The sequence below is a fragment of the Plantibacter sp. AC185 genome, assembly GCF_979258065.1.
Map to the genome: position 1 here is coordinate 2,087,867 of NZ_OZ409831.1, position 20,456 is coordinate 2,108,322.

Sequence of the window (20,456 nt, forward strand, 5' to 3'; positions counted from 1 at the left end):
GCGGTGGCGCTGTGCTCGTAGGCGCCCGACTGCACACTCGAGTAACTCGTTACCCCCCAAGAGCGACCGTGATCCCAGCTGATCGCAGACCCTTTGTAGTAAACGGTTTCCGCGTGCGCGACACCTGCTCCTCCAGCCAACAGTCCCGCAGACAGTAGCGTGACTGTGAGTGCCTTTTTGATCCTCATTATGTGTTTCCCCTCTAACCCTTTGAGTCGAGCGCCACCGACGGTAACGCCCCGCGATCTTGTCCGCAGCCGATCCGACTATCGCCACCTGAATGGCTCCTTTTGGTCGGTTCGGCTTGAGGAGTTGAGCGTGGGTCGACCCTAGCGAACAGATATTTTGCATGTCCAGTTAATATTTCAGGCTTTCCTGGTTCGCTGATATGACTGACTCACCGCCATAGCGCGAGACCCAGCGCGTGGGTCGAAAGATGGTCGAGAGTCCCTCCACGCCTCATCGCGCCACCTTGGGAGGTCAGCGATACCGCTGGAGCAGCGTCGGGTTACGGCTCGCCGGCGTCGTGCCGCCGCCCTTCGACAGGCTCAGGGACCGCACCGTCGGTCACTGCCCTTCGACAGGCTCAGGGACCGCACCGTCGGTCACTGAGCGGCCACCCGGTCACTGAGCGACAACCCGGTCACTGAGCTTGTCGAAGTGCAGCGCAGCTCAGGGACCGACCACCCGGCTCAGCGGAGTCGCTTCGACAGCTCGTGCGCCTGCTCCAGCAGCAGGCCACCGAGGAACGCCTGGCGCTCAGGCCGGAACCGGGATTCGATCCCGGTGAGACTGAGCGCCCAGGCGGGCTTCCCCGCCGCATCGAAGACCGCTGCACCCATCCCCCAGCTGCCCTCGAGGATGAGCGCCGGGTTCACCGCGTACCCGCGCTCGCGCGTCTCGCGGATCCGCTCGCGCACACGGTCGGCGGCGTGGGCCTCGCCCCACCGCTCGGTGAGGTCGACGCGACCCAGGTAGTCGTCGATCTCCTCGTCGCTCGAGAACGCGAGGATCGCCAGCCCCGCCGACGCGACCCCCAACGGGAAGCGGACACCCTCGGTCAGGACAAACGACCGCACCGGGAAACTCCCCTCCTCACGCAGCAGACACACGGTCTCGAACCCGCGACGCACCGACAGGAACGCGCTCTCGCCACTTTCGTGCGCGAGGATCCGCACGCTCTCCCGGGCGAGCTCGGCGACGTCGTACCGCTCCGCCGCGAGCGATCCGAGGAGGAACAACTCTGGACCGAGGTGCCACCGCGCGGCGCGGACGTCGTGGTCGAGGAAGCCCTCGGCGGCGAGCGAGGCGAGCAGGCGGTGTGCCGTCGGCCGTGTGAGCCCGGCGGCCACGGCCACCGCAGAAGACGACGCACCACCGGGGTGCTCCGACACGATCTTCAGGATCCGGCTCACGCGTGAGACGACCTGGGCGCCACGCATCCCCTCAGCCACGTCGCACCATCAGCTTGTCCACATGGTGAGCCTACGCCGCAGCCGGGACCACGTCATGAGTGAATCGGGGACCGGGCTCCACGACACCTTTGACACCGCAGGACGGCTGTGACTGACTACAGGAGAGACGAACGGCCTACGCCACCATGTGGTCAGGCCGGTCCGCCATCCACAAGGGAGTGACATGACGAAACACTGGTCGAGCGCCGCCGAGGCGTTGCACGAGGTCGTCCGGGACGGAGCGACCATCGCGGTCGGCGGGTTCGGCCTGAGCGGCAACCCGACGGACCTCATCGAGGCCCTGCGGGACACGGGTGCCACCGACCTCACGATCGTCTCCAACAACATGGGCGTCGACGGCAAAGGCCTCGGCATCCTCCTCGAGAACCGACAGGTGCGGAAGGTCGTCGCGTCGTACGTGGGCGAGAACAAGCTCTTCGCCAAGCAGTTCCTCGACGGTGAGCTCGAGGTCGAGTTCACCCCGCAGGGCACGCTCGCCGAGCGGCTGCGCGCGGGCGGCGCCGGTATCGCCGGGTTCTACACGAAGACCGGCGTCGGCACCCCGGTCGCCGAGGGCAAGCCGACGGAGGTCTTCGACGGGGAGACCTACGTCCTCGAGCGCGGCATCGTCGCCGACGTGGCCCTCGTGCACGCGTTCCGCGCCGACCGCGAGGGCAACCTCGTCTTCCGCCACACCGCTCGGAACTTCAACCCGATCGTCGCGACCGCCGGGCGGCTGACGATCGCCGAGGCCGAGGAGGTCGTCGAGGACGGCTACCTCGATCCGAACACCGTCGTCACCCCCGGCATCTTCGTCCAGCGCCTCGTCACGGCGACGCCGCGGGTGAAGGACATCGAACAGCGCACCGTCCGTCCGGCGGCCGCCACCACGACACCGGCAGGAGCCTGATCATCATGTGGACGAGAGACGACATGGCCGCGATCGCGGCGACCGAACTCCGCGACGGCGAGTACGTGAACCTCGGCATCGGCATCCCCACGCTCGTCGCGAACCACGTCCCGCCGGGCGTCCACGTCACGCTGCAGAGCGAGAACGGCCTCCTCGGCATGGGTCCGTTCCCGATCGAGGGCGAGGAGGACGCCGACCTCATCAACGCCGGGAAGCAGACGGTCACGCTCCTCGAGGGCGGGAGCTACTTCGACTCGGCGACCTCGTTCGGCATGATCCGCGGCGGCCACGTGCAGCTGGCCATCCTCGGCGCGCTCCAGGTCTCGGGTGCGGGCGACCTCGCGAACTGGACGATCCCGGGCAAGCTCGTCAAGGGCATGGGCGGCGCGATGGACCTTGTCGCCGGGACCCCGCGGGTGGTGGTGGTCACCGAGCACGTCGCGAAGGACGGCAGCCCGAAGATCGTCGAGCAGTGCGATCTCCCACTCACCGGCGTCGGTGTCGTCGACCGGATCATCAGCGACCGCGCCGTCTTCGATATCGTCGAGGGGGCGCTCGTCCTGCGGGCCTTCGCGCCCGACACGAGCGTCGCCGAGCTGCGCACCCTGACGGGCGCGGAGTTCTCCGTCGAACTCGACCCCACCACCACCGGCGAGGTGCCGACCGCACCCGCCACGCCTCAGGAGGCACACGCATGAGCACCGTCATCGTCGGGTACGCCCGCACCCCGTTCGTGAAGTTCAACGGGGCGTTCGCGTCCGTGCCGGCCACCGAGCTCGGCGCCCACGCGATCCGCGCGGCCCTGTCCCGGGCGGGGGTCGACGCCGCCGACGTGCAGCAGGTCATCGCCGGCCAGGTGCTGCAGGGCGCCGCCGGCCAGAACCCCGCCCGGCAGTCCGCCGTCGGGGCCGACATCCCCTTCACCGTCCCCGCCATCACCGTCAACGCCGTGTGCCTCTCCGGCATGGAGGCGATCGTCACCGGCACGCGTCTCATCGACGCCGGCGAGGTCGACGTCGTCGTCGCGCTCGGCCAGGAGTCGATGAGCCTCGCCCCGCACGCCTGGTCGGGCTCGCGCGCCGGCAAGCGCTACGGCGCCATCGAGCTGGTCGACACCCTCGACCACGACGGCCTGACCGATGCATTCGAGCACCGGTCGATGGGGTCGTCCACCGAGGAGCGCAACGGCTCGCTCGGCATCGCACGCCCGGAGCAGGACGCCTGGGCGGCCGGATCGCACCAGCGGCTCGCAGCAGCTGCGGACGTCCAGGCCGAGGAGATCGAACCCTTCTCCGTGCCGGGGCGCAAGGGTCCGACGGTCGTGAGCGCCGACGACGGACTCCGCGCCGACACCACCGCCGACTCGCTGGCCGGGCTGCGTCCCGCGTTCGGCGGCGAGGGCACGATCACCGCGGGCAACTCCTCCCAGATCACCGACGGGGCGGCCGCGGTCGTGCTGATGAGCGAGGAAGTCGCTGCAGCCCGGGGACTCACCCCGATCGCCCGCGTCGTCGCGCATGCGCTCGTCGCCGGACCCGACGTCAGCCTGCACGCCCAGCCCTCCAATGCGATCGTCGCCGCCCTCGCCAAGACCTCCCACACGACGGGTGACCTCGCGGCGGTCGAGATCAACGAGGCGTTCGCCGCCGTGTCGGTCCACTCGACCAATGAGCTCGGTGTGGATCCCGTGATCGTGAACGCGAACGGCGGCGCGATCGCCCTCGGTCACCCGATCGGCGCCTCCGGCACCCGGATCGTCGGGCACCTCGCCCGGCGCCTCGCCGCCGCCGGCTCGGGTTCGATCGGTGCCGCCGGCATCTGCGGCGGTGGCGGCCAGGGCTCAGCGATCATCCTCGAGGCCGTCTGATCCGTCCGTAACTCCTGCTGGACGCTCGGCGCCGATCCCCGCCCGTGCGCAACTCCTGCTGATCGCGCCGCGTCGCCGCACGCCCCGGCGTGTCGAGTGAGCCGCGCGACTCCAAGCAGGAGTTGTGCGCATGAGCGGGGATCACCGCATCGGAGAAGCAGGAGTTGTGCGCGGGGCGAGCTGGCCGCGCTGCCGACTCAGACGGGCTCGCCGGTGACGGTGTAGCGGAGGTGGACGACGCCGGCCTCGAAGCGACGCTCGTCGACGAGTTCCAGACGTCGCCGGAGGTTGGCCGGCAGCGCACGCAAGCCGCCACCGACGATCACCGGCGAGAGGAACAACTGCACCTCGTCGACGAGCCCCGCGGCCATCGCCTCGGCCGCGAGGTGCGGGCCGCCGACGCTGAGGTCGCGGTCCGATTCCGCCTTCCACCGGCGCACGGCCTCCGGGTCGAACGATCGCTCGAGCGTCGTCCGGGCCGTCGAGACCGCATCGAGCGACGTCGAGTACACGACCTTGTCGGCCGCGAGCCACAGTGCCGCGAAGTCGGTGATCTCGCGAGGTTCGTCCGGCAGCTCGTCCGCGGTCTCCCAGAACGTCATGATCTCGTACATGCGTCGGCCGAACAGGTAGGTGCCGATCGGGCGGGAGAGCTCGTTCACGAACGCGTGCACCTCGGCGTCCGGCGCACTCCAGTCGAAGCGGCCCTCCTCATCGGCGAGGTAGCCGTCGAGCGAGCTGATCGCCGAGTAGATGAGCCTGCCCATGTGTCCTCCGTCGCCAGTGCCGGTACGCGAGAGGCTAGGCCGCAGAGGCGACCGCCCACAAGGGGTGGCTCCGGCACCGAAGTCAGGCGGGCGGGATGACGAGCGTCGCGAAGGAGTCGGCCGGCAGGGTCGGGGTGATGACGTCGTCGCCCACCACGATCTGCACGGGGAGCGGTTCGCCGAGGTCGTTCTGCATCACGAGCACGACGCCGCCGTCCGGGTTGCGGAAGGCCAGCAGGTTCTCGTGCCCGGTCCAGCTCATCGTCGCGAGTCGCTGCGCCCCCGGCTGCAGGAAGTGCCCGAGGTGCCGCATGAGGAAGTACTCATGGGTGTAGCGGAAGGTCCGGTTCTCGGGGTCCACGACGACGAGCGAGTTCTGCGCCCAGCCCCAGCGACTGACCCCGCCCTCCGTGAGCGCGAGGTTCCAGTACGTGTAGACCTGTGCGCCGTGTGTGAAGAAGTGGCGCATGAGTCCCCAGGTGTGCCGCACGAAGCGCCAGTCGTTCCGGCCGTCGCCGCACTCCTGCTCGGTCTGGTAGAGCGCGAGGTCCGGGTGGGCGTGGTGCACTGCGGCGATCGCGCCCTTGCCGGCCCACTGGAATCCGACTCCGGCGACCCACGGGCCAGCCGACGGATCCTGGAGCACGGTCTCGATCTGCGCGTCGTGCGGCCGCTCCTGCGTGCCGAGGAAAACCCGCACTCCGAGACGGTCCATCTCCGGGCCGAGGACGGCGATGAACCGCGCGAGCCCCTCGGCCGTCCACACGCAGCTCGGGAACACCTGCGCCGAGTTGAACTCGTTCTGCGGCATGACCATCTCGACGCGGATGCCCTCCTCGCCGTAGGCCTCGACGAAGCGGGCGAAGTACCGGGCGTAGGTCTCGAGGTAGCGGTCTTCGAGGACGAACAGATCGGTCCCCTCTGCGCCGAGTTGATCGTCACGGATGCCGTTGTCGACATCTGATCCTGCCCAGGGGCGCGCGGCCGCGTAGTGCCCGTTCGTCTTCATCCAGGTGGGCGGGCTCCACGGCGACGCCCAGAGACGCAGGTCGCCCTGGTACCGCTGCGCCGCCTGGATGAAGGGGACGAGCGTCGCGCGGTCGTGATCGATGCTGAAGTGTTCGAGGTCGAAGTCGCCGTCGACCTCGTCGTAGGAGTACCAGTCAGTGGAGAAGTCGTTGGCGCCGACGGGCATGCGGCAGAGCGAGAGGTTCAGTCCCGCGCCCGGCGTGAAGAGCTCGGAGAGGATGCCCTCGCGGTCATCCTCGGATAGGAGCCCCAGCGCCGTCCAGCCGAGCTCGTTGAAGCATCCGCCGATACCGTCGACGGTCTGCTGCGGGTTCGTCAGGTCGACCATGACGTTCGGCATCCCCGCGACTCGTCCGAACCCGAGGGGCTCCTGCTCCTGCCAGGGTGCGTCCTGGGTGGTCACGACCCAGGCGACCGACCGCGCTGCTGCCGGGGCGCCTTCGCTGGCGGCGGGACTGCTGCTGGCGGGATTGCTGCTCGTCATCGAGTGCCTTTCGACGGGGGTCCTCCGTGGACCGCGACCGGTGCTCCCACCAGTATGTTGCAGAACCCGCGAAAACCGAAGAGCAGTCGCCATTCGCGATCGGGCGCGGCGCACAGCAGGGCTCACCCGAGCGGCGCACCCGGGACACCCCGCCGGCATGCCGTTCGCAGGCGGTCGTACACTCGATGGATGGCCGATTCCACGACGGTCCGGGAGCCGCAACCCGGAGCAGACCTCCCCGACGCCCGCGGGCGCACCGGCCTGCACCAGACGGGCCTCGACCTCACCGGCAATCCGCGCGTCCAGGTGACCGACGTGGAACTGGTCGCCGCCGCCTGGCACGTCCTCCGCCGGACGACCCTGCGGGTCCAGGACCGCTCAGGCGCGTGGTCGACGCAGCAGCGCGAGACCTACGACCGCGGCAACGGCGCGACCATCCTGCTCTACCACGGTGACTCCCGGAAGGTCCTGCTCACCAGGCAGTTCCGCTACCCGGCCTACGTCAACGGACACCCGACCGGCGAGCTCATCGAGACCGCCGCCGGCTTGCTCGACGACGACGATCCCGAGACGGCGGTCGCCCGTGAGGCCCGCGAGGAGACGGGGTTCGCGGTCGAGGCCGTCCAGCATGTGTTCGACGCCTTCATGAGCCCCGGCTCCGTGACCGAGCGCCTGCACTTCTACGCGGCCGAGTACGACCCCGCTGCGCGTCGCGGCGACTGGGGCGGGCTCGCCGAGGAGGGCGAGGAGATCGAACTCCTCGAACTCGACATCGACGACGCGATCGCGCGCATCGGCGACGACATCATCGACGCGAAGACCATCATGCTGCTGCAGTGGGCGAGGCTCTCCGGCCCGTTCGCGACGGCACCGACGCCTGTTCCGCCCGCACGCTAGTACCGCCGAGACTCCCGGACCCCGAGCTCGCCAGAACACCGTGCCACCCGTCCCCGGGTGGCCGATCGGCGAACCCGAACACCGGTCGGCCACCCGGTCGCCTGCCCGTCAGACCGCGCACAGCTCCGGTCCCCGAGCGAGACTCCGGTCCCTGAGCGCAGCTCCGGTCCCTGAGCTTGTCGAAGGGCGCCTCAACCGAGCCCACCACCGCCCTTCGACAGGCTCAGGGACCGGCGCACCTCAGCTCAGACCGAGCGGATGATGTCCGTGAGCACCGCGCAGCCGAAGTCGAGCGCGTCGAGTGGCACGCGTTCGTCGACTCCGTGGAACATTCCGGGGAAGTCGAAGTCCGCCGGCAACCGGAGCGGGATGAACCCGTACCCCGTGATGCCGAGTCGACTGAGCGCCTTCGCGTCGGTGCCGCCGGGGATGAGGTGCGGGAGCACGGTCGCACCGGGATCGTGCCGCTCGATGACCGCTTCGATCACCGAGACGAGCTCACCGTCGTTCGGCGACTCCATCGCGATGAGCTCCAGCTGAACCTCGACGTCGACCCCCTCGCCCGCCGCCTCGCGGATGCGCGCGATGACCTCGTCCCGCTGGCCGGGCAGGAACCGGGCGTCGACCGTCGCGGTCGCGGACTCGGGGATCACGTTCTCCTTGTACCCGCCGGAGATCATGGTGACGTTCGCCACGTTCTGCAGGCCGGCGCGCAGCCGCGACGCGCTGGGGCCGACGAGCGCGGCGAGTTCGAACGGCGACAGCTCGGAGGAGGCTCCGGTCAGTTCACGCAGTCGCTGGAACAGGTGCGTCGTGGTCTCGGTGAACGACACCGGCCAGTCGAGCGCGCCGATCCGGCCGACCGCGGCGGCGAGCTTGACGATCGCCGAATCCTGGCTCGCGAGCGAGGCGTGACCGGCGGCACCGTGGGCGGTCAGCCGCAACCAGAGCACGCCTTTCTCGCCGGTGTTGAGCAGGTACGCGCGGGTGTCGGCTCGTTCACCGAGGGTGACGCTGTACCCGCCGCCCTCGCTGATCGCATCGCGGACGCCGGCGAACTGCTCCGGGTGGTGCTCCACCATCCACTGCGAGCCGAGGACGCACCCGGCCTCCTCGTCGGCGAAGAACGCCAGGACGACGTCGCGCTCGGGCTGCTCCCCCGCCGTCACCATGCGCCGGACCGACGCGACGATCATCGCCACCATGTTCTTCATGTCGACGGCGCCGCGGCCCCACAGCATGCCGTCGGCGATCTCGCCGCCGAACGGATCGACCGTCCATGCGGCCGCGTCGACCGGGACGACGTCGAGGTGCCCGTGCAGTAGGAGGCCGGGCAAGGTGCGGTCGCGACCTGGCCACCGCGCGACGAGGTTCGTCCTGCCGGGCTCGGCCTCGAAGCGCTCGCACACGATCCCGACCTCACCGAGCAGGCGTTCGACGAGGTCCGCCGCGCGGGATTCGCCGACGGCACGCCCACCGCCGTAGTTCGAGGTGTCGATCCGGATGAGGTCGCGCGTGATGGAGACGACCTCCGAGAGACCGACCGGGTCGCTCACGCGTTCGCCCACGCTCATTCGGCGGTCCGCGGGATCACGGTGAACCGGCGGTTGGCGAGCGAGGGAACCCGCGCCCGCACGGCGTCGAGTCGGGCCGGATCGAGCTCGGCGAACACCACGCCCGGTGCCTCGCCGGCGGCCGCGATGACGACGCCGGCGGGGTCGACGATGATCGAGTTGCCGGTGGCGAGCGGGCCGGTCTGGTTGGCGCTCACGACGTAGGCGGTGTTCTCGATGGCCCGGGCGCGCACGAGGGTGGTCCAGGCGTCCTCCTTGCCGGGGCCGACGATCCACATCGCGGGCAGCAGGATGACGTTGGCGCCGGCGTCGATGAGACGCCTCGCGCTCTCCGGGAAACGGAGGTCGTAGCAGGTGAAGGCCCCGATGCGGAGGTCGCCGACCTCGAGGACGAACGGTTCGGTGAGCTCGCCGGCCGAGATGCCGTCGCTCTCCGCGTACCCGAAGGCGTCGTAGAGGTGCACCTTCCGGTACGTCGCGGTGATGTCACCCTCGGCGTCGATCGCCACGAGCGTGTTGTAGGGCAACCCACCGGGGTTCTCCTCGATGGTGCCGACGACCGTCGGGAGGGAGCGCGCGGCGGCTGCGGCGGCGACGCCCGTGATGAAGGGGCCGTCGAGTGGCTGGGCGATCGCGGCGAGCGCGCTCGGCGGTTCCGAGGTGGCGTAGCTGCTCATCTCCGGCAGCACGAGCAGTTCGGCGCCGCCCGCCGCGGCCTCACCGAGCAGAGCGATCACGCTGGCGAGGTTCTCGTCGATGTCCGTTCCGGCGGAGAACTGCCCGGATGCGATGCGCATGTGAAACCTCGTTCCGTGGGAAGGGCCGCGACCGTCGGCGCGCGGCCGTCCAGCCACCCTATGCCGAGAGTGGGGGCGTGCGCCGCCGGAACCGGAGCCTGCCCTGACTCACGAGAATGCCGAGCACGACGATCACGCCGCCCACCGGCTCGTTCCAGTGCAGGATCTCACCGAGCACGAGGATGCCGAGGACGACACCGACGAGGGGTGTGAGGTACGTGACGGTGGACGCCGCCGTCGGGCCCCAGGAGTCGACGATCGTCGTCATCCAGATGTAGGCGACGCCGGTACCGAGTGCTCCCAGGGCGAGCATGCTGAGGACGACCGGGGCGTCGAGCGACACCGGCTGCATCGCGATGAACGGTGAGAGCACGAGCATGATGACGGCGGCGAGCGAGATCTCCACGGCCGAGATGACGACCGCGTCGTAGCTGTGGGTGCCGAGGACGAACTTCCGGAGGTAGACGAAGGCGATGCCGTAGCAGAGGGTTGCGCCGAGGCAGGCGAGCTGCGCCGGGATGGACTCGAGGATCGCCGGGTCGGCCAGGACGCGCCAGGGACCGACGACGATCGCGACGCCGAGGGCGCCGACGAAGATGCCGAACACCTGGAGGCCGTTCAATCGTTCCTTCGGGAGGAACACCGCGCCGACGGCGAGCGTCATGATCGGCGTGGTCGCGTTGAGGATGCTCGACAGGCCGGACGGCAGGAACTGTCCCGCCCAGGAGAACAGGAGGAACGGGGCGACGCAGAGGAAGACGGAAACGACGGCGAGGTGCGCCCAGAGTCGACGCTCCCGCGGCCAGCGACGGCGGGTGACGAGCATGATGATGCAGAGCGTCAGGGCACCGAGCACCACGCGGGACAGGGCGACCTGCGCCGGAGCGAGCCCGGTCAGGCCGGTCTTCATGAAGAGGAAGCTGGCGCCCCAGATGAGCGCAGCGCCGAGATAGGCGCCCAGCACCCTGCGGGACCCTGGTGCGACGAGCGCGGTGACACGGGTGTTCGGTGCTGCGGTGCTCATCGTGCTCCCTCGAGTCGGACGACTCAGCTTGGCATCACCCACCGACGCCGTGTTCGCAATTCAGGACGCACCCGCGTGTCTCGCCGGCTCCGCCGCGCCGCAGCACGGACACGCCGGAGGCTTCCTGAATTGCGAACGGGTCAGGCGGTGGTGGCGACGGGCTCCAGCCGGTGGATCGCCTCCACGAGCGGCGCGAGTTCCGGGAGCGACTCCGCGGTGGTGAGCGACTCCTCCAGGGCGCGGTTGTGCACCGGTCGGGCCTCCTCGAGCAGCGCCTTCCCGGCCGCAGTGAGCTCGGTGTAGACCCCTCGGCGATCGTCGGCGCACAGCACGCGGGTGAGGAGCGCGCGGTCCTCGAGGCGGTTGACGAGCCGGGTGGTGGCGCTCGGCGACAGGGCCGTCGCGCGGGCGAGCTGCTGCATGCGCATGTGCCAGCCGTCCTGGCGCCCCAGGGCGTCGAGCACGGTGTACTCGACCACCGAGAGCCGGGCCTCCGCCTGCAGCGCACGTTCCAGATCGGACTCGATCGATCCGTACAGAGCGGCGAGCGTCCGCCACCCCTGCGCGCGGATCTCAACAGCGTCGTCGGCGATGCCCATCGGGACTCCTCGGTTCGAACATCGAATGATTGATTGCAGACGCACATAGTTGCTTGCGCTATTACCTAGCGCGTGCAACGATATCTATCGCGCGTCTGCAACTATCAGCGTACGCGTCCCGCCTACCGGCCACCAGCACTCTCCCCACGACCCCCAGGAATCGCAGGAATCGTCATGCCACTCGGTCTCATCGCCCTCGCCCTCGGCGGCTTCGGCATCGGCCTCACGGAGTTCGTCATCATGGGGCTGCTGCCCGAGGTGGCGGCCGACTTCGGCGTCTCGGAGGCCGCAGCCGGCTGGCTCATCTCCGGCTACGCCCTGGCCGTCGTCGTCGGGGCGCTCGCCCTCACCGCGGCGGTCACCCGACTGCCGAAGAAGCCCGTCCTGCTGGCCCTGATGGTGCTCTTCATCGCCGGAAACCTCGTCTCCGCACTCGCCGGTGACTACCAGGTCATGCTCGCCGGCCGCATCCTCGCCGCCCTCAGCCACGGAGCGTTCTTCGGCATCGGCTCGGTCCTGGCGGCGGCGATGGTCCCCGCCCACAAGCAGGCCGGCGCGATCGCGATCATGTTCACCGGCCTCACCGCGGCGAACGTGCTCGGCGTCCCCTTCGGCACGCTGCTCGGCCAGCACTTCGGCTGGCGCTCGACCTTCTGGGCCATCACGGTGATCGGGGTCATCGCCTTCATCGGCATCCTGGCACTCGTGCCGAAGCCGAAGCGTGACGAAGCCCCGGCGTCGCTCCTCGCCGAGCTGCGCGCGTTCCGCTCAGGCCAGGTCTGGCTCTCGATCGCTGTCACGGTCCTCGGCTACGGCGGCATGTTCGGCGCGTTCACCTACATCGCGTACACACTCACGGAGGTCAGCGGCTTCGCCTCGACCACGGTGCCGTGGCTGCTCATCCTCTTCGGCGTCGGACTCCTGGTCGGCAACATCGTGGGCGGCAAGGCGGCCGACCGGAACATCGACCGGACACTCATCGTCGTGATCGCGGCGCTGACCGTGATCCTGGTCGCCTTCGCCGCGACCGCACAGTCGCCCGTCGCCACCGTGATCGCCCTCGTCCTCATGGGCGGCTTCGGATTCGCGACCGTGCCGGGACTGCAGATGCGGGTCATGCGGTATGCATCGGCCGCTCCCACGCTCGCCTCGGGAGCGAACATCGCCGCATTCAACCTCGGCAACGCGCTCGGCGCCTGGCTCGGCGGCGTCACGATCACCGCCGGCCTCGGCTACACCTCGCCGATCTGGGCCGGTGCGGCCATCACCCTGCTCGGCCTGATCGTCATCATCGGTGCGTCCACCGCCGCGAAGCGCTCCCGTCGTCGTCCACAACTCCTGCAGGATGAGCCCGTCGACGCCGCCCGCCAGGAGATCCCGCACCCCGCGTGAGCCGCCCGCGACTCCGGCAGGAGTTGTGAACACTCTGGGCTGCGCACCTCGACAAGCTCGGTGACCGGATGGGGCGCTCGGCAACGGGGCAGGGTGCTCGGTGACCGGGGTGGGGTGCTCGGTGACCGGGGTGGGGTGCTCGGTGACCGGGGTGGGGCACTCGGTGGCAGGGGAACGGGCACCCGGCGAGCGGGCCAGCGGCGAACGGAGGGCGAAGGGCGCGCTACCGTGGGCGGATGAGCCGAACCCCTCGCCCCAGTGACACCATGATCGCGGTCGCCGAGCACTGGGCGGCCGAGCGACCGGCGATGCAGCCCGGCAGCCCGACCATCACGATGCTCGGAGCTGGCACGGCGAACGAGGTCGCAGCGGTCGAACTCGACGGCGGCGAGCGCGTCATCGTGAAGCTCTCACCCGCGGACGCGGCCGGCCTCACCTACGAGCGGTCCCTCATGGCGACCGAGGCGCTCGCGCTCCGCATCCTCGGCCGTGCGGAGGTGCCGCAGCCGGAGATCGTCTTCGAGGCGACGCTCGACGGACGCGACGCGCTCGTGATGACCGAGCTCACCGGCCGGCCGGCGAACAGCACCGAGACCGTCCCCCTCGCCCGCGACGTCCTCGGCCGCACGCTCGCCCGTCTGCACGAGGCGGGTCGCACGCCGTTCCACGTGGAACCAGACGACGTCGACATCCCGGCGGAGGCCGCGTCCATCGATTCGGCGACCGGCCTCGCCGAGGGGAACCGATTCGGCTACCCCTTCCGCCCGGAGCTTCAGGCGGCCAGTGCCGCGGACGCCTACCGGCTCGTCGTGGAGGCCGTCCTCGCCGATGCCCTGCGGTTCGAGGTCGACCTTCCGGTCGCGGCGGACGAGATCCGACACCTGATCGACACCGCGCTGCCGGCCTTCGACAGCGTGACGGAGCCGACACTCGTCCACTTCGACCTCTGGGAGGGCAACCTCCTCGTCATGCCCGAGCACGGGGCGGAGGCCGCCCAACTGACCGGCGTCATCGACCATGAGCGCGCGCACTGGGCCGACCCCACCGCCGACCTCGTCTCCCTGGCGCTCTTCACCGACGTGCCGGAGACGGTCGCCGCCGACTCGGAACTCCTCCGCGCCTACCGCGAGACGTCCGGCCGCGAGCTCCTGCCCGATGAGGACGCCCGGACCCGCGCGCGCCTGTGGTCGCTGTACCTCGCGCTCGTCATGGTGGTCGAAGGTGTCCCGCGTGGCTACGAGGGCGGCTGGTTCGACGAACACGACGCGTCGGTGCGCACGTGGATCGGTGACATCGCGGCCTCGCTCGCCTGAGCCGCGCGACTCTCCGGTCCCTGAGCTGCCCTCCTCCGGTCCCTGAGCCGACCCCCTCCGGTCGCTGAGCCGACCCCCCGGTCCCTGAGCTTGTCGAAGGGCGGTCGGGGCACTTCGACAAGCTCAGTGACCGGGGTGGGGGCTCAGTGACCGGGAGTTGTGCGCAGCGGCGGTTGCGCGCGGGCGGACCCGCGCGGCTAGACTGGTCGGCTCGCCAGGCGGTGGGCGGCCCGGCGCGAACCTGCGCGGGCCCGTTCGGGAGCGATCGGCTCCCTGGGGAGTGCGCACCATGGGCTACATCGACGTCAGCGACCTCAGCTACACGCTGAGCGACGGACGGACCCTGCTGGACGAGGTCTCGTTCCGCGTCGGCGAGGGGGCGATCGCCGCGCTCATCGGAGCGAACGGTGCCGGCAAGACGACGCTCCTGCGGATCATCCGCGGCGAACTCCTGCCCGACTCCGGGGTCGTCTCCATCGACGGCGGTCTCGGCGTGATGGACCAGTTCGTCGGTCGCGGTGACGACAACCGGACGGTCCGTGACCTCCTCGTCCAGGTCGCGCCTCCGCGGGTCCGTGCGGCGGCCGAGGCGGTCGACCGCGCCGAGCTGGCCCTCATGGAGGACGACGTCGAGGCGACGCAGATGGCCTACGCGACGACACTCGCCGAGTACGCCGACGCCGGCGGGTACGACCAGGAGGTGCTCTGGGACAGCTGCTGCGAGGCGGCACTCGGGGTGCCTTATGACCGCGCGCAGTGGCGGACGCTCGGAACGCTGTCCGGCGGCGAGCAGAAGCGGCTCGTCCTGGAAGCCCTGTTCCGCGGCCCCGAGCAGGTCCTCCTCCTCGACGAGCCCGACAACTCCCTCGACGTCCCGACGAAGCGCTGGCTCGAGGGGATGCTCGCCGAGACCCGCAAGACCGTCCTCCTCGTCTCGCACGACCGCGAGCTCCTGGCACAAGCGGCGACCCGCATCATCACCCTCGAGGTCGGCGCGGCCGGCAGCACGACGTGGACCCATGGCGCGAGCTTCCGCAGCTACCACGAGGCCCGCGACGCCCGCCTCGACCGACTCGACGAACTCCGCCGGCGCTGGGACGAGGACCGCGTGAAGCTCCGTGCACTCGTCCTGCGTCTGCGCGAGCAGGCCAAGTTCAACGACTCCATGGCCTCCCGCTACCGCGCCGCGCAGACCCGACTCGCCAAGTTCGAGGAGGCCGGTCCACCTGAGGAGCGACCGAAGGACCAGCAGGTCACGATGCGCCTCCGCGGCGCACGCACGGGCCGCCGCGCAATCGTCTGCACGGGGTTGGAACTGACCGGCCTCATGCAGCCGTTCGACGCGGAGATCTGGTTCGGCGAGCGCATCGGCGTCCTCGGTTCGAACGGTTCGGGCAAGTCGCACTTCCTCCGGCTGCTCGCCGGCGGTGGGACGGATCCCGATCCTGGCGCGGGGCACCTCGCCGCAGCGGGCGACGCGCTCGTCCCCGTCGAGCACGACGGCCATGCCAAGCTCGGCGCGCGCGTGCAGCCGGGGTGGTTCGCGCAGTCGCACCGGCACCCCGAACTCGTCGGCCGGACCCTGCTCGACATCCTGCACCGCGGGGACGAGCACCGGTCGGGTCTCCCCCGCGAGGCCGCCAGCCGCGTGCTGGACCGCTACGGGCTGGCGGGTGCGGCCGAGCAGTCGTTCGAATCCCTCTCGGGCGGACAGCAGGCGCGCCTGCAGATCCTCCTGCTCGAACTCTCCGGTGCCACACTGCTGCTGCTCGATGAGCCGACCGACAACCTCGACCTCGTCTCGGCGGAGGCGCTCGAGCAGGGCCTGGCGGGTTTCGAGGGCACCGTGATCGCGGTCACCCACGACCGCTGGTTCGCGCGCGGCTTCGACCGCTTCCTCGTCTTCGGCTCCGACGGCCGGGTGCAGGCCTCCGACGAGCCCGTCTGGGAGGAGACCCGCGTCGACCGCGCGCGATAGCGGGTACCACCGAGCTATCCTCGATGCATGCCGGCGAGCGATGTGACCTCCATCGACGCGGAACTCGACCAGCTGCACGCAGACGCCTCGGGCACGGAGACCTCCCAGGAGTCGCTCGTCCACGATGCGGCGTTGGTCGCGGCGAACGACCGGAAGCGGATGATCGTCCAACTCGCGCAGGAGGTCGCAGCGACCTCCGCCGGGCTCAACGCGCGCCTCGCATGAACTGCCTCCATCTCGATCCCGAGGACAGGTTCACAGCCGTCGCCACCGCATTCGGAACGGCCCGCCGTTCGTGATTCGCATGGGTCACGACATCCGGCTCAGCCACGGTTTCGACGTGGATGCAGCGGAGGCGTTCATGAACAGCGTCGCCACAGGTGACGGGGAGCTCGCATTCGTCGCATCCGTGCTGCGCAGTTTCGCCGCCCAGGAGGAAGACTGAGGCGACACCCCCCTGCATGAGTCGCCGCCTTGGTCAACCCACCGCCATCCTCAGGACCGTTCCCTACGCTGGCATCAACAACCCGAGCTCGGAGGTGATGGTCATGCAGTACAGCATCGCCATCGGCCGTGCCACCTACGACATCGAACCGGGTGTCGATCTGCCTGCGCTCATGTCCGAGATCGAATCCGCCGTCCAAGCCGGTGGCCGATTCGTCCGGGTGCCGCTCTCCTCCGACCGGACCATCGACGTGCTCGCCAGCCCTGGCCTGCACATCACGGTGGAGTCGTTCGCGAACCGTGCCCTGGAGATCGTCCCCACGATCGAGACGGGAACCCTGTCCGGTCTCGACGAATACGACGAGTTCGGCGAGTTCTGACCCGACCGTCCTCGACGGCTACGAACCGAGCGTCGTGCTCGGATACTCGCCGAAGCGGTTGGTGTACGAGGCGGAGAAGCGTCCGAGGTGGGCGAACCCCCATCGGTTGGCGATCTCGGCGACCGTGGCACGCCCTGGGTCGGCTTTGCGAAGCTCCTCCTGCACCCGGTCGAGTCGGACGCGTCTGAGGTAGTCGATCGCCGTGATGTCGTGCTCCTTGCGGAAGGCACTCTGCAGACTGCGCTGACTCATGCCGGTCGCCTCCGCCACGTCCTCGGTGCGGATGGGGAGGTGCGCGTTGGCGATCATGAACTCGACGGCGGCGCGGGTCTTCCCGCCGTTCGGTACCCCGATCTCGACCGGTGCGTGGAGCGCGGTGTGCGGGAAGGTCTCCAGGAGCGCGACCGCCGCCGCACGGTTCGCCTCGGCCCGCAGGAGCGCTGGACTCGTGTCGTCATAGATGACCCGGGCGACGGACGTCACCGAAGCGGCCCACCGGCGGAGCTGCTCACCGGTCGGTCGGGCTGTCGTGTCGAAGAGGATCGGGCCGCTCGTACCCTCCACCTCGCCGGCCACCCGCTCGAGGAAGCTCCCGTCGAAGTGCATGAGGTTCTGCCGGTAGTCCGTGAAGTCGAATTCGGCGAGCCGGTTGTTCGCGAACATGGCCGGCTGCCCATGGACGAGACGCACCGGGTCGCCGGCGAGGTCGGTGGCTCCACTACCCGCGGTCAACCACGAGACGATGTACTCGCCCTGTGTCAGGACCGTACCCGTGACATGGCCGTCGAACTGGGTGCCGCGCAGGGTCAATTCGTCGTCGCCGATGGCGGTGTACCGGAAGGTGAACTCCGATTCCGTGGGCTCGATGACCATCTCGCCGGCGTTGTACGCACCGGCGAACAGGTCGCGGGCCTCATCGACGTCGCGACCTGCGACCTCGGACCGCTCGGCGGGTCCCGTGTGTTCGCTCATCGCTCATAGAATCTCACGACGGTGCCGAACTGTCACCCTCGACGGGGGCGTCCGGACGTGGAGCAGTCCACTCGATGTCAGGCGGTCCCTTGCAGGAAGCCGTGCTCCGCGCCCAGGACGTCGGTCATCGCGGACGACGTGATGCTGGCGAAGCGCGGCAGGATCGTCGTCTCGTGGACGGCGGTCGGCCGCTCGGACCAGACGGTCACGACGATCAGTCCACCCTCGGCGCGGAGCGACCACGCGACGATGTGCCGGGTGAGGACGCGGACGGTGTCGCCGTCGACGTCCAGCGCGATGGCTACACGGCTGAGTGACAGGCCGCCACCCGACTCGGCGCTGACGTGTGAGGTCTCGAAGACGATGTCGGTGCGGTCGAGCAGTCGGCCCGTCGTGCGCGCATCATCCAGGTCGAGGAAGTCGGGCGCGCTCGGAGACCAGGTCGTCACGGTCCCACCCCCAACTGGTGTTTCACAGATGCCCGACGGCCGGAGCTCGTCGTTGCGTTGATCGATCCGCCGAAGCGGACGCTCGGACCTAGGCCGCGGACTCGACGCGTTTTGCGGCGCCGGCTGCCGGCTCAGGGACGACACGCATGCCCTTGGCGCTGTTGGCCTGCTCGAGGAGCGCGGCCAACCACTCACGGTTGAGCTCAGGGGCGCGGCTGCCGTAGAAGGAGAACTGGAGGGGGATCATCGGGTTCAGCCAGAGCGACTGACGTCCGGTCCCACGGCCGGGGACGGCTTCGAGGTGGAACGCGAAGCTCTCGTTGCGTCGGAACTTGGTGAAGATGACCGTCTGCAGGTGAGCGAGCAGTCGGTCTTCGATCTCGTGCGGGGTCGGAGGGGTTCCGTAGAGGAGGTTTCCCATGAGGCGCGCCATCCGTTCTGTTTCGGTTCCGGGCTGGTTCCCGGCGCCGTTGATAACGCTAGATGTTCTAGCAATCCCCCGCTCTGACCTATCCGAAATGCGTCGGGTATTGCTCGGAACCGGGTCGGCGTTCAGGCTGCACTCAGCTGCCGAAGGCCCATGCCTCGCGGTCTCCGCGCAGTCTGGCGGCGAGCGCCGTCGCCTGTTCGTCGGTCAGCGAGGCGACGTAGTCGAGGATGCCACGCGCCCGACCGAGGCGCCCCAGGGCGCGTGGGTCGCTCTGCGGGCGGCCACTGTCGGACTCGGGGTCTGCCGGGAGCCAGTCGGGGTTGTCCGCCCGGAGTCGGAAGTAGCCGTCGGTGGCGAGTTCGACGAAGTCGAGGAGCTTCTGCGGCGCACGCGGGCCGTCGCGGGGGTCGTCGAGCCAGCTGTCCAGTTCGGTGACGAGCACGTCGAGCACCCGGGACTGGCCTCGCTGGTAGGTGGCGAAGTCCGGCCGGTCGATGACGAACCGGGTGTGGACGAACTTCAGCACCGTGACGTCGTGCCAGGCCTCGGGCAGGAGTGACACGTGCCCGGAGCGCACGTTCGGCTCCTCGACGACGAGGACGGAGCGCTGGAGGCGACCGATCCAGGACGACACGAACGATTCGATGGCGCGTTCGGTTCGGCTGGAACCGTCGAAGGGCACAGCGAGGAGTCCTTCGACGAGCTCGGTCGCGACCCGCTGGACCGACGCCCGGAAGTGCTCGTCGCTGGCGATCCACGGGTCGCGTGAGACGATCCGCCGGCGCAGCAGTTCGAGCGAGTGCCCGGGTGCGCGGCTCCAGAGTTCGTCGGCGTCGAGCGCGGCGAGCGTGTGCTGATCGCGGAGGAAGGTGCGGAACTCGACCGCCACCGCCGCCTGCTGCAGGACGCCGGCCCGGTAGAAGTCGTCGAGGTCGTGCAGGGAGTAGGCGATGTCGTCGGCGACGTCCATCACGGAGCACTCGACGGTCTGCTGCCAGGGGGCGATCGCGGTGAACGCACTGCGGGCGTCGAGCATGTCGTCGAGGTCCAGGGTGTACGCGGAGAACTTCGGCGGCGCGGTCTCCCAGCGGCTGGCGGTGGACCCGCGCGGCATCCTCGTCGGATCTGCCGGGTCGAGGTCGGGGCGGTGGATGGTGCGGCCCCAGGGGTACTTGAGCACGGCGGCGCGGGAGGCGGCCGTGAGGTTGAGGCCCTCCTTCACCGTCTCGCACACGTCGAGCGCGGAGAGGATGCGGAACGACTGCGCGTTGCCCTCGAAGCCCTCGGCGAGGCCGAGCCGCTCGCGGGCCAGGCGGTCGAGGACCTGCTCGCCGAGGTGGCCGAACGGCGGGTGGCCGAGGTCGTGGGCGGAGGCGGCGGCCTGCACCACGACCGGGTCGCACCCGCCGAGTCGCTCGACGATGGCGTTCTGCTCGGGATCGGTCGTGGTGAGCTGCATGGCGATGGCGCGGGCGACCGCGGTCACCTTGATCGAGTGCGTGAGCCGGTTGTGGACGACCTGACCGACGCCGGAGGGCGAGACGACCTGCGTCACCGCAGACAACCGCGCGAAGTAGGGGGAGAACCGGATGCGCTCGAGGTCGACCCGGTACTCGGGGTACTCCTCGCCGGTCGCGAACCGGTCCACCGGCTCGGGGATGAGTCGCCGTCGCCGCTGGTCGTCGTCCATCCCCTC

The 20,456-nt window shown here is 69.8% G+C and carries 21 protein-coding genes; 10 read left to right on the plus strand and 11 right to left on the minus strand.

Annotated features, from left to right (window positions below; translation table 11 throughout):
• Nucleotides 1-692: 692 nt before the first annotated feature.
• The gene (locus ACZZZB_RS09895; protein ID WP_463529580.1) at nt 693-1,442 is read right to left on the minus strand and encodes an IclR family transcriptional regulator; all 750 of its coding nucleotides are present in this window, start codon (nt 1,440-1,442) and stop codon (nt 693-695) included.
• Nucleotides 1,443-1,638: 196 nt separating this feature from the next.
• On the opposite strand from ACZZZB_RS09895, the gene ACZZZB_RS09900 reads away from it, so the two are divergent.
• Genes ACZZZB_RS09900 through ACZZZB_RS09910 form a run of 3 tightly spaced genes read left to right on the plus strand, consistent with a single transcriptional unit; the run spans nt 1,639 to nt 4,231 of the window.
• Entirely contained in the window at nt 1,639-2,364 is a 726-nt protein-coding gene (locus tag ACZZZB_RS09900) for a CoA transferase subunit A (protein ID WP_085511404.1), read from the plus strand.
• 5 nt (nt 2,365-2,369) lie between these two features.
• Entirely contained in the window at nt 2,370-3,062 is a 693-nt protein-coding gene (locus ACZZZB_RS09905) for a CoA transferase subunit B (RefSeq protein WP_369808440.1), read from the plus strand.
• Nucleotides 3,059-4,231, plus strand: a complete 1,173-nt coding sequence (locus ACZZZB_RS09910) for an acetyl-CoA C-acyltransferase (protein ID WP_191939990.1) — start codon at nt 3,059-3,061, stop codon at nt 4,229-4,231. Before ACZZZB_RS09905 ends, ACZZZB_RS09910 begins: the two co-directional genes overlap by 4 nt.
• A gap of 197 nt (nt 4,232-4,428) precedes the next feature.
• Here the strand turns inward: ACZZZB_RS09910 and ACZZZB_RS09915 are convergent, their stop codons facing one another.
• Nucleotides 4,429-4,998 carry a dihydrofolate reductase family protein gene (locus tag ACZZZB_RS09915; RefSeq protein ID WP_086472568.1) on the minus strand — a complete coding sequence of 190 codons (570 nt, stop codon included), beginning with the start codon at nt 4,996-4,998 and terminating at the stop codon, nt 4,429-4,431.
• Nucleotides 4,999-5,080: 82 nt separating this feature from the next.
• Complete coding sequence (locus ACZZZB_RS09920) at nt 5,081-6,511, minus strand: glycoside hydrolase family 30 protein (RefSeq protein WP_463529581.1); 1,431 nt, start codon at nt 6,509-6,511, stop codon at nt 5,081-5,083.
• Between the two features lie 189 nt (nt 6,512-6,700).
• Here ACZZZB_RS09920 and ACZZZB_RS09925 point away from each other — a divergent pair, with 189 nt between their 5' ends.
• A complete protein-coding gene (locus tag ACZZZB_RS09925) occupies nt 6,701-7,408 on the plus strand; it encodes an NUDIX domain-containing protein (protein WP_229939767.1) in 708 nt (235 codons plus the stop codon).
• A 245-nt stretch (nt 7,409-7,653) separates the two neighbouring features.
• Here the strand turns inward: ACZZZB_RS09925 and ACZZZB_RS09930 are convergent, their stop codons facing one another.
• The 4 genes from ACZZZB_RS09930 to ACZZZB_RS09945 form a co-directional block, all read right to left on the minus strand.
• Nucleotides 7,654-8,982, minus strand: a complete 1,329-nt coding sequence (locus ACZZZB_RS09930; protein ID WP_124767903.1) for a M20/M25/M40 family metallo-hydrolase — start codon at nt 8,980-8,982, stop codon at nt 7,654-7,656.
• The gene (locus ACZZZB_RS09935) at nt 8,979-9,779 is read right to left on the minus strand and encodes a carbon-nitrogen hydrolase family protein (protein ID WP_229939769.1); all 801 of its coding nucleotides are present in this window, start codon (nt 9,777-9,779) and stop codon (nt 8,979-8,981) included. The genes ACZZZB_RS09930 and ACZZZB_RS09935 overlap by 4 nt, the downstream gene beginning before the upstream one ends.
• Nucleotides 9,780-9,837: 58 nt before the next feature.
• Entirely contained in the window at nt 9,838-10,803 is a 966-nt protein-coding gene (locus ACZZZB_RS09940; RefSeq protein ID WP_463529582.1) for a DMT family transporter, read from the minus strand.
• Between the two features lie 140 nt (nt 10,804-10,943).
• Nucleotides 10,944-11,402 carry a MarR family winged helix-turn-helix transcriptional regulator gene (locus ACZZZB_RS09945; protein ID WP_463529583.1) on the minus strand — a complete coding sequence of 153 codons (459 nt, stop codon included), beginning with the start codon at nt 11,400-11,402 and terminating at the stop codon, nt 10,944-10,946.
• Nucleotides 11,403-11,576: 174 nt separating this feature from the next.
• Here ACZZZB_RS09945 and ACZZZB_RS09950 point away from each other — a divergent pair, with 174 nt between their 5' ends.
• The 6 genes from ACZZZB_RS09950 to ACZZZB_RS09975 all read left to right on the plus strand — a co-directional run bounded on the left by ACZZZB_RS09950 (nt 11,577) and on the right by ACZZZB_RS09975 (nt 16,909).
• Nucleotides 11,577-12,794, plus strand: coding sequence for an MFS transporter (locus ACZZZB_RS09950; RefSeq protein WP_463529584.1), 1,218 nt, complete (start codon nt 11,577-11,579; stop codon nt 12,792-12,794).
• Nucleotides 12,795-13,030: 236 nt separating this feature from the next.
• On the plus strand, nt 13,031-14,107 hold the full coding sequence (locus ACZZZB_RS09955) for a phosphotransferase family protein (RefSeq protein ID WP_426738947.1): 1,077 nt from the start codon (nt 13,031-13,033) through the stop codon (nt 14,105-14,107).
• A gap of 289 nt (nt 14,108-14,396) precedes the next feature.
• The gene (locus tag ACZZZB_RS09960) at nt 14,397-16,085 is read left to right on the plus strand and encodes an ABC-F family ATP-binding cassette domain-containing protein (RefSeq protein ID WP_463529585.1); all 1,689 of its coding nucleotides are present in this window, start codon (nt 14,397-14,399) and stop codon (nt 16,083-16,085) included.
• Between the two features lie 27 nt (nt 16,086-16,112).
• Nucleotides 16,113-16,310, plus strand: a complete 198-nt coding sequence (locus ACZZZB_RS09965) for a hypothetical protein (protein ID WP_463529586.1) — start codon at nt 16,113-16,115, stop codon at nt 16,308-16,310.
• 79 nt (nt 16,311-16,389) lie between these two features.
• Nucleotides 16,390-16,530, plus strand: a complete 141-nt coding sequence (locus ACZZZB_RS09970; protein WP_463529587.1) for a hypothetical protein — start codon at nt 16,390-16,392, stop codon at nt 16,528-16,530.
• Nucleotides 16,531-16,633: 103 nt separating this feature from the next.
• A complete protein-coding gene (locus ACZZZB_RS09975) occupies nt 16,634-16,909 on the plus strand; it encodes a hypothetical protein (protein ID WP_192018900.1) in 276 nt (91 codons plus the stop codon).
• 18 nt (nt 16,910-16,927) lie between these two features.
• Here the strand turns inward: ACZZZB_RS09975 and ACZZZB_RS09980 are convergent, their stop codons facing one another.
• From ACZZZB_RS09980 to ACZZZB_RS09995, 4 genes are all read right to left on the minus strand, one after another.
• Nucleotides 16,928-17,881 (minus strand): helix-turn-helix transcriptional regulator, encoded by a 954-nt coding sequence (locus tag ACZZZB_RS09980; RefSeq protein WP_202938262.1) that lies wholly within the window; start codon nt 17,879-17,881, stop codon nt 16,928-16,930.
• Nucleotides 17,882-17,958: 77 nt separating this feature from the next.
• Complete coding sequence (locus ACZZZB_RS09985) at nt 17,959-18,330, minus strand: hypothetical protein (RefSeq protein ID WP_137242871.1); 372 nt, start codon at nt 18,328-18,330, stop codon at nt 17,959-17,961.
• An 88-nt stretch (nt 18,331-18,418) separates the two neighbouring features.
• The gene (locus ACZZZB_RS09990) at nt 18,419-18,751 is read right to left on the minus strand and encodes a DUF7882 family protein (RefSeq protein ID WP_079706140.1); all 333 of its coding nucleotides are present in this window, start codon (nt 18,749-18,751) and stop codon (nt 18,419-18,421) included.
• Nucleotides 18,752-18,893: 142 nt separating this feature from the next.
• Complete coding sequence (locus ACZZZB_RS09995; RefSeq protein WP_137242872.1) at nt 18,894-20,450, minus strand: deoxyguanosinetriphosphate triphosphohydrolase family protein; 1,557 nt, start codon at nt 20,448-20,450, stop codon at nt 18,894-18,896.
• Between the last annotated feature and the right edge of the window lie 6 nt (nt 20,451-20,456).

Coding starts and splice junctions, on each gene's coding strand:
- ACZZZB_RS09895 (WP_463529580.1), bottom strand. CDS start 1,442: ATGCGTGGCGCCCAGGTCGTCTCACGCGTGAGCCGGATCCTGAAGATC.
- ACZZZB_RS09900 (WP_085511404.1), top strand. CDS start 1,639: ATGACGAAACACTGGTCGAGCGCCGCCGAGGCGTTGCACGAGGTCGTC.
- ACZZZB_RS09905 (WP_369808440.1), top strand. CDS start 2,370: ATGTGGACGAGAGACGACATGGCCGCGATCGCGGCGACCGAACTCCGC.
- ACZZZB_RS09910 (WP_191939990.1), top strand. CDS start 3,059: ATGAGCACCGTCATCGTCGGGTACGCCCGCACCCCGTTCGTGAAGTTC.
- ACZZZB_RS09915 (WP_086472568.1), bottom strand. CDS start 4,998: ATGGGCAGGCTCATCTACTCGGCGATCAGCTCGCTCGACGGCTACCTC.
- ACZZZB_RS09920 (WP_463529581.1), bottom strand. CDS start 6,511: ATGACGAGCAGCAATCCCGCCAGCAGCAGTCCCGCCGCCAGCGAAGGC.
- ACZZZB_RS09925 (WP_229939767.1), top strand. CDS start 6,701: ATGGCCGATTCCACGACGGTCCGGGAGCCGCAACCCGGAGCAGACCTC.
- ACZZZB_RS09930 (WP_124767903.1), bottom strand. CDS start 8,982: ATGAGCGTGGGCGAACGCGTGAGCGACCCGGTCGGTCTCTCGGAGGTC.
- ACZZZB_RS09935 (WP_229939769.1), bottom strand. CDS start 9,779: ATGCGCATCGCATCCGGGCAGTTCTCCGCCGGAACGGACATCGACGAG.
- ACZZZB_RS09940 (WP_463529582.1), bottom strand. CDS start 10,803: ATGAGCACCGCAGCACCGAACACCCGTGTCACCGCGCTCGTCGCACCA.
- ACZZZB_RS09945 (WP_463529583.1), bottom strand. CDS start 11,402: ATGGGCATCGCCGACGACGCTGTTGAGATCCGCGCGCAGGGGTGGCGG.
- ACZZZB_RS09950 (WP_463529584.1), top strand. CDS start 11,577: ATGCCACTCGGTCTCATCGCCCTCGCCCTCGGCGGCTTCGGCATCGGC.
- ACZZZB_RS09955 (WP_426738947.1), top strand. CDS start 13,031: ATGAGCCGAACCCCTCGCCCCAGTGACACCATGATCGCGGTCGCCGAG.
- ACZZZB_RS09960 (WP_463529585.1), top strand. CDS start 14,397: ATGGGCTACATCGACGTCAGCGACCTCAGCTACACGCTGAGCGACGGA.
- ACZZZB_RS09965 (WP_463529586.1), top strand. CDS start 16,113: ATGCCGGCGAGCGATGTGACCTCCATCGACGCGGAACTCGACCAGCTG.
- ACZZZB_RS09970 (WP_463529587.1), top strand. CDS start 16,390: ATGGGTCACGACATCCGGCTCAGCCACGGTTTCGACGTGGATGCAGCG.
- ACZZZB_RS09975 (WP_192018900.1), top strand. CDS start 16,634: ATGCAGTACAGCATCGCCATCGGCCGTGCCACCTACGACATCGAACCG.
- ACZZZB_RS09980 (WP_202938262.1), bottom strand. CDS start 17,881: ATGAGCGAACACACGGGACCCGCCGAGCGGTCCGAGGTCGCAGGTCGC.
- ACZZZB_RS09990 (WP_079706140.1), bottom strand. CDS start 18,751: ATGGGAAACCTCCTCTACGGAACCCCTCCGACCCCGCACGAGATCGAA.
- ACZZZB_RS09995 (WP_137242872.1), bottom strand. CDS start 20,450: ATGGACGACGACCAGCGGCGACGGCGACTCATCCCCGAGCCGGTGGAC.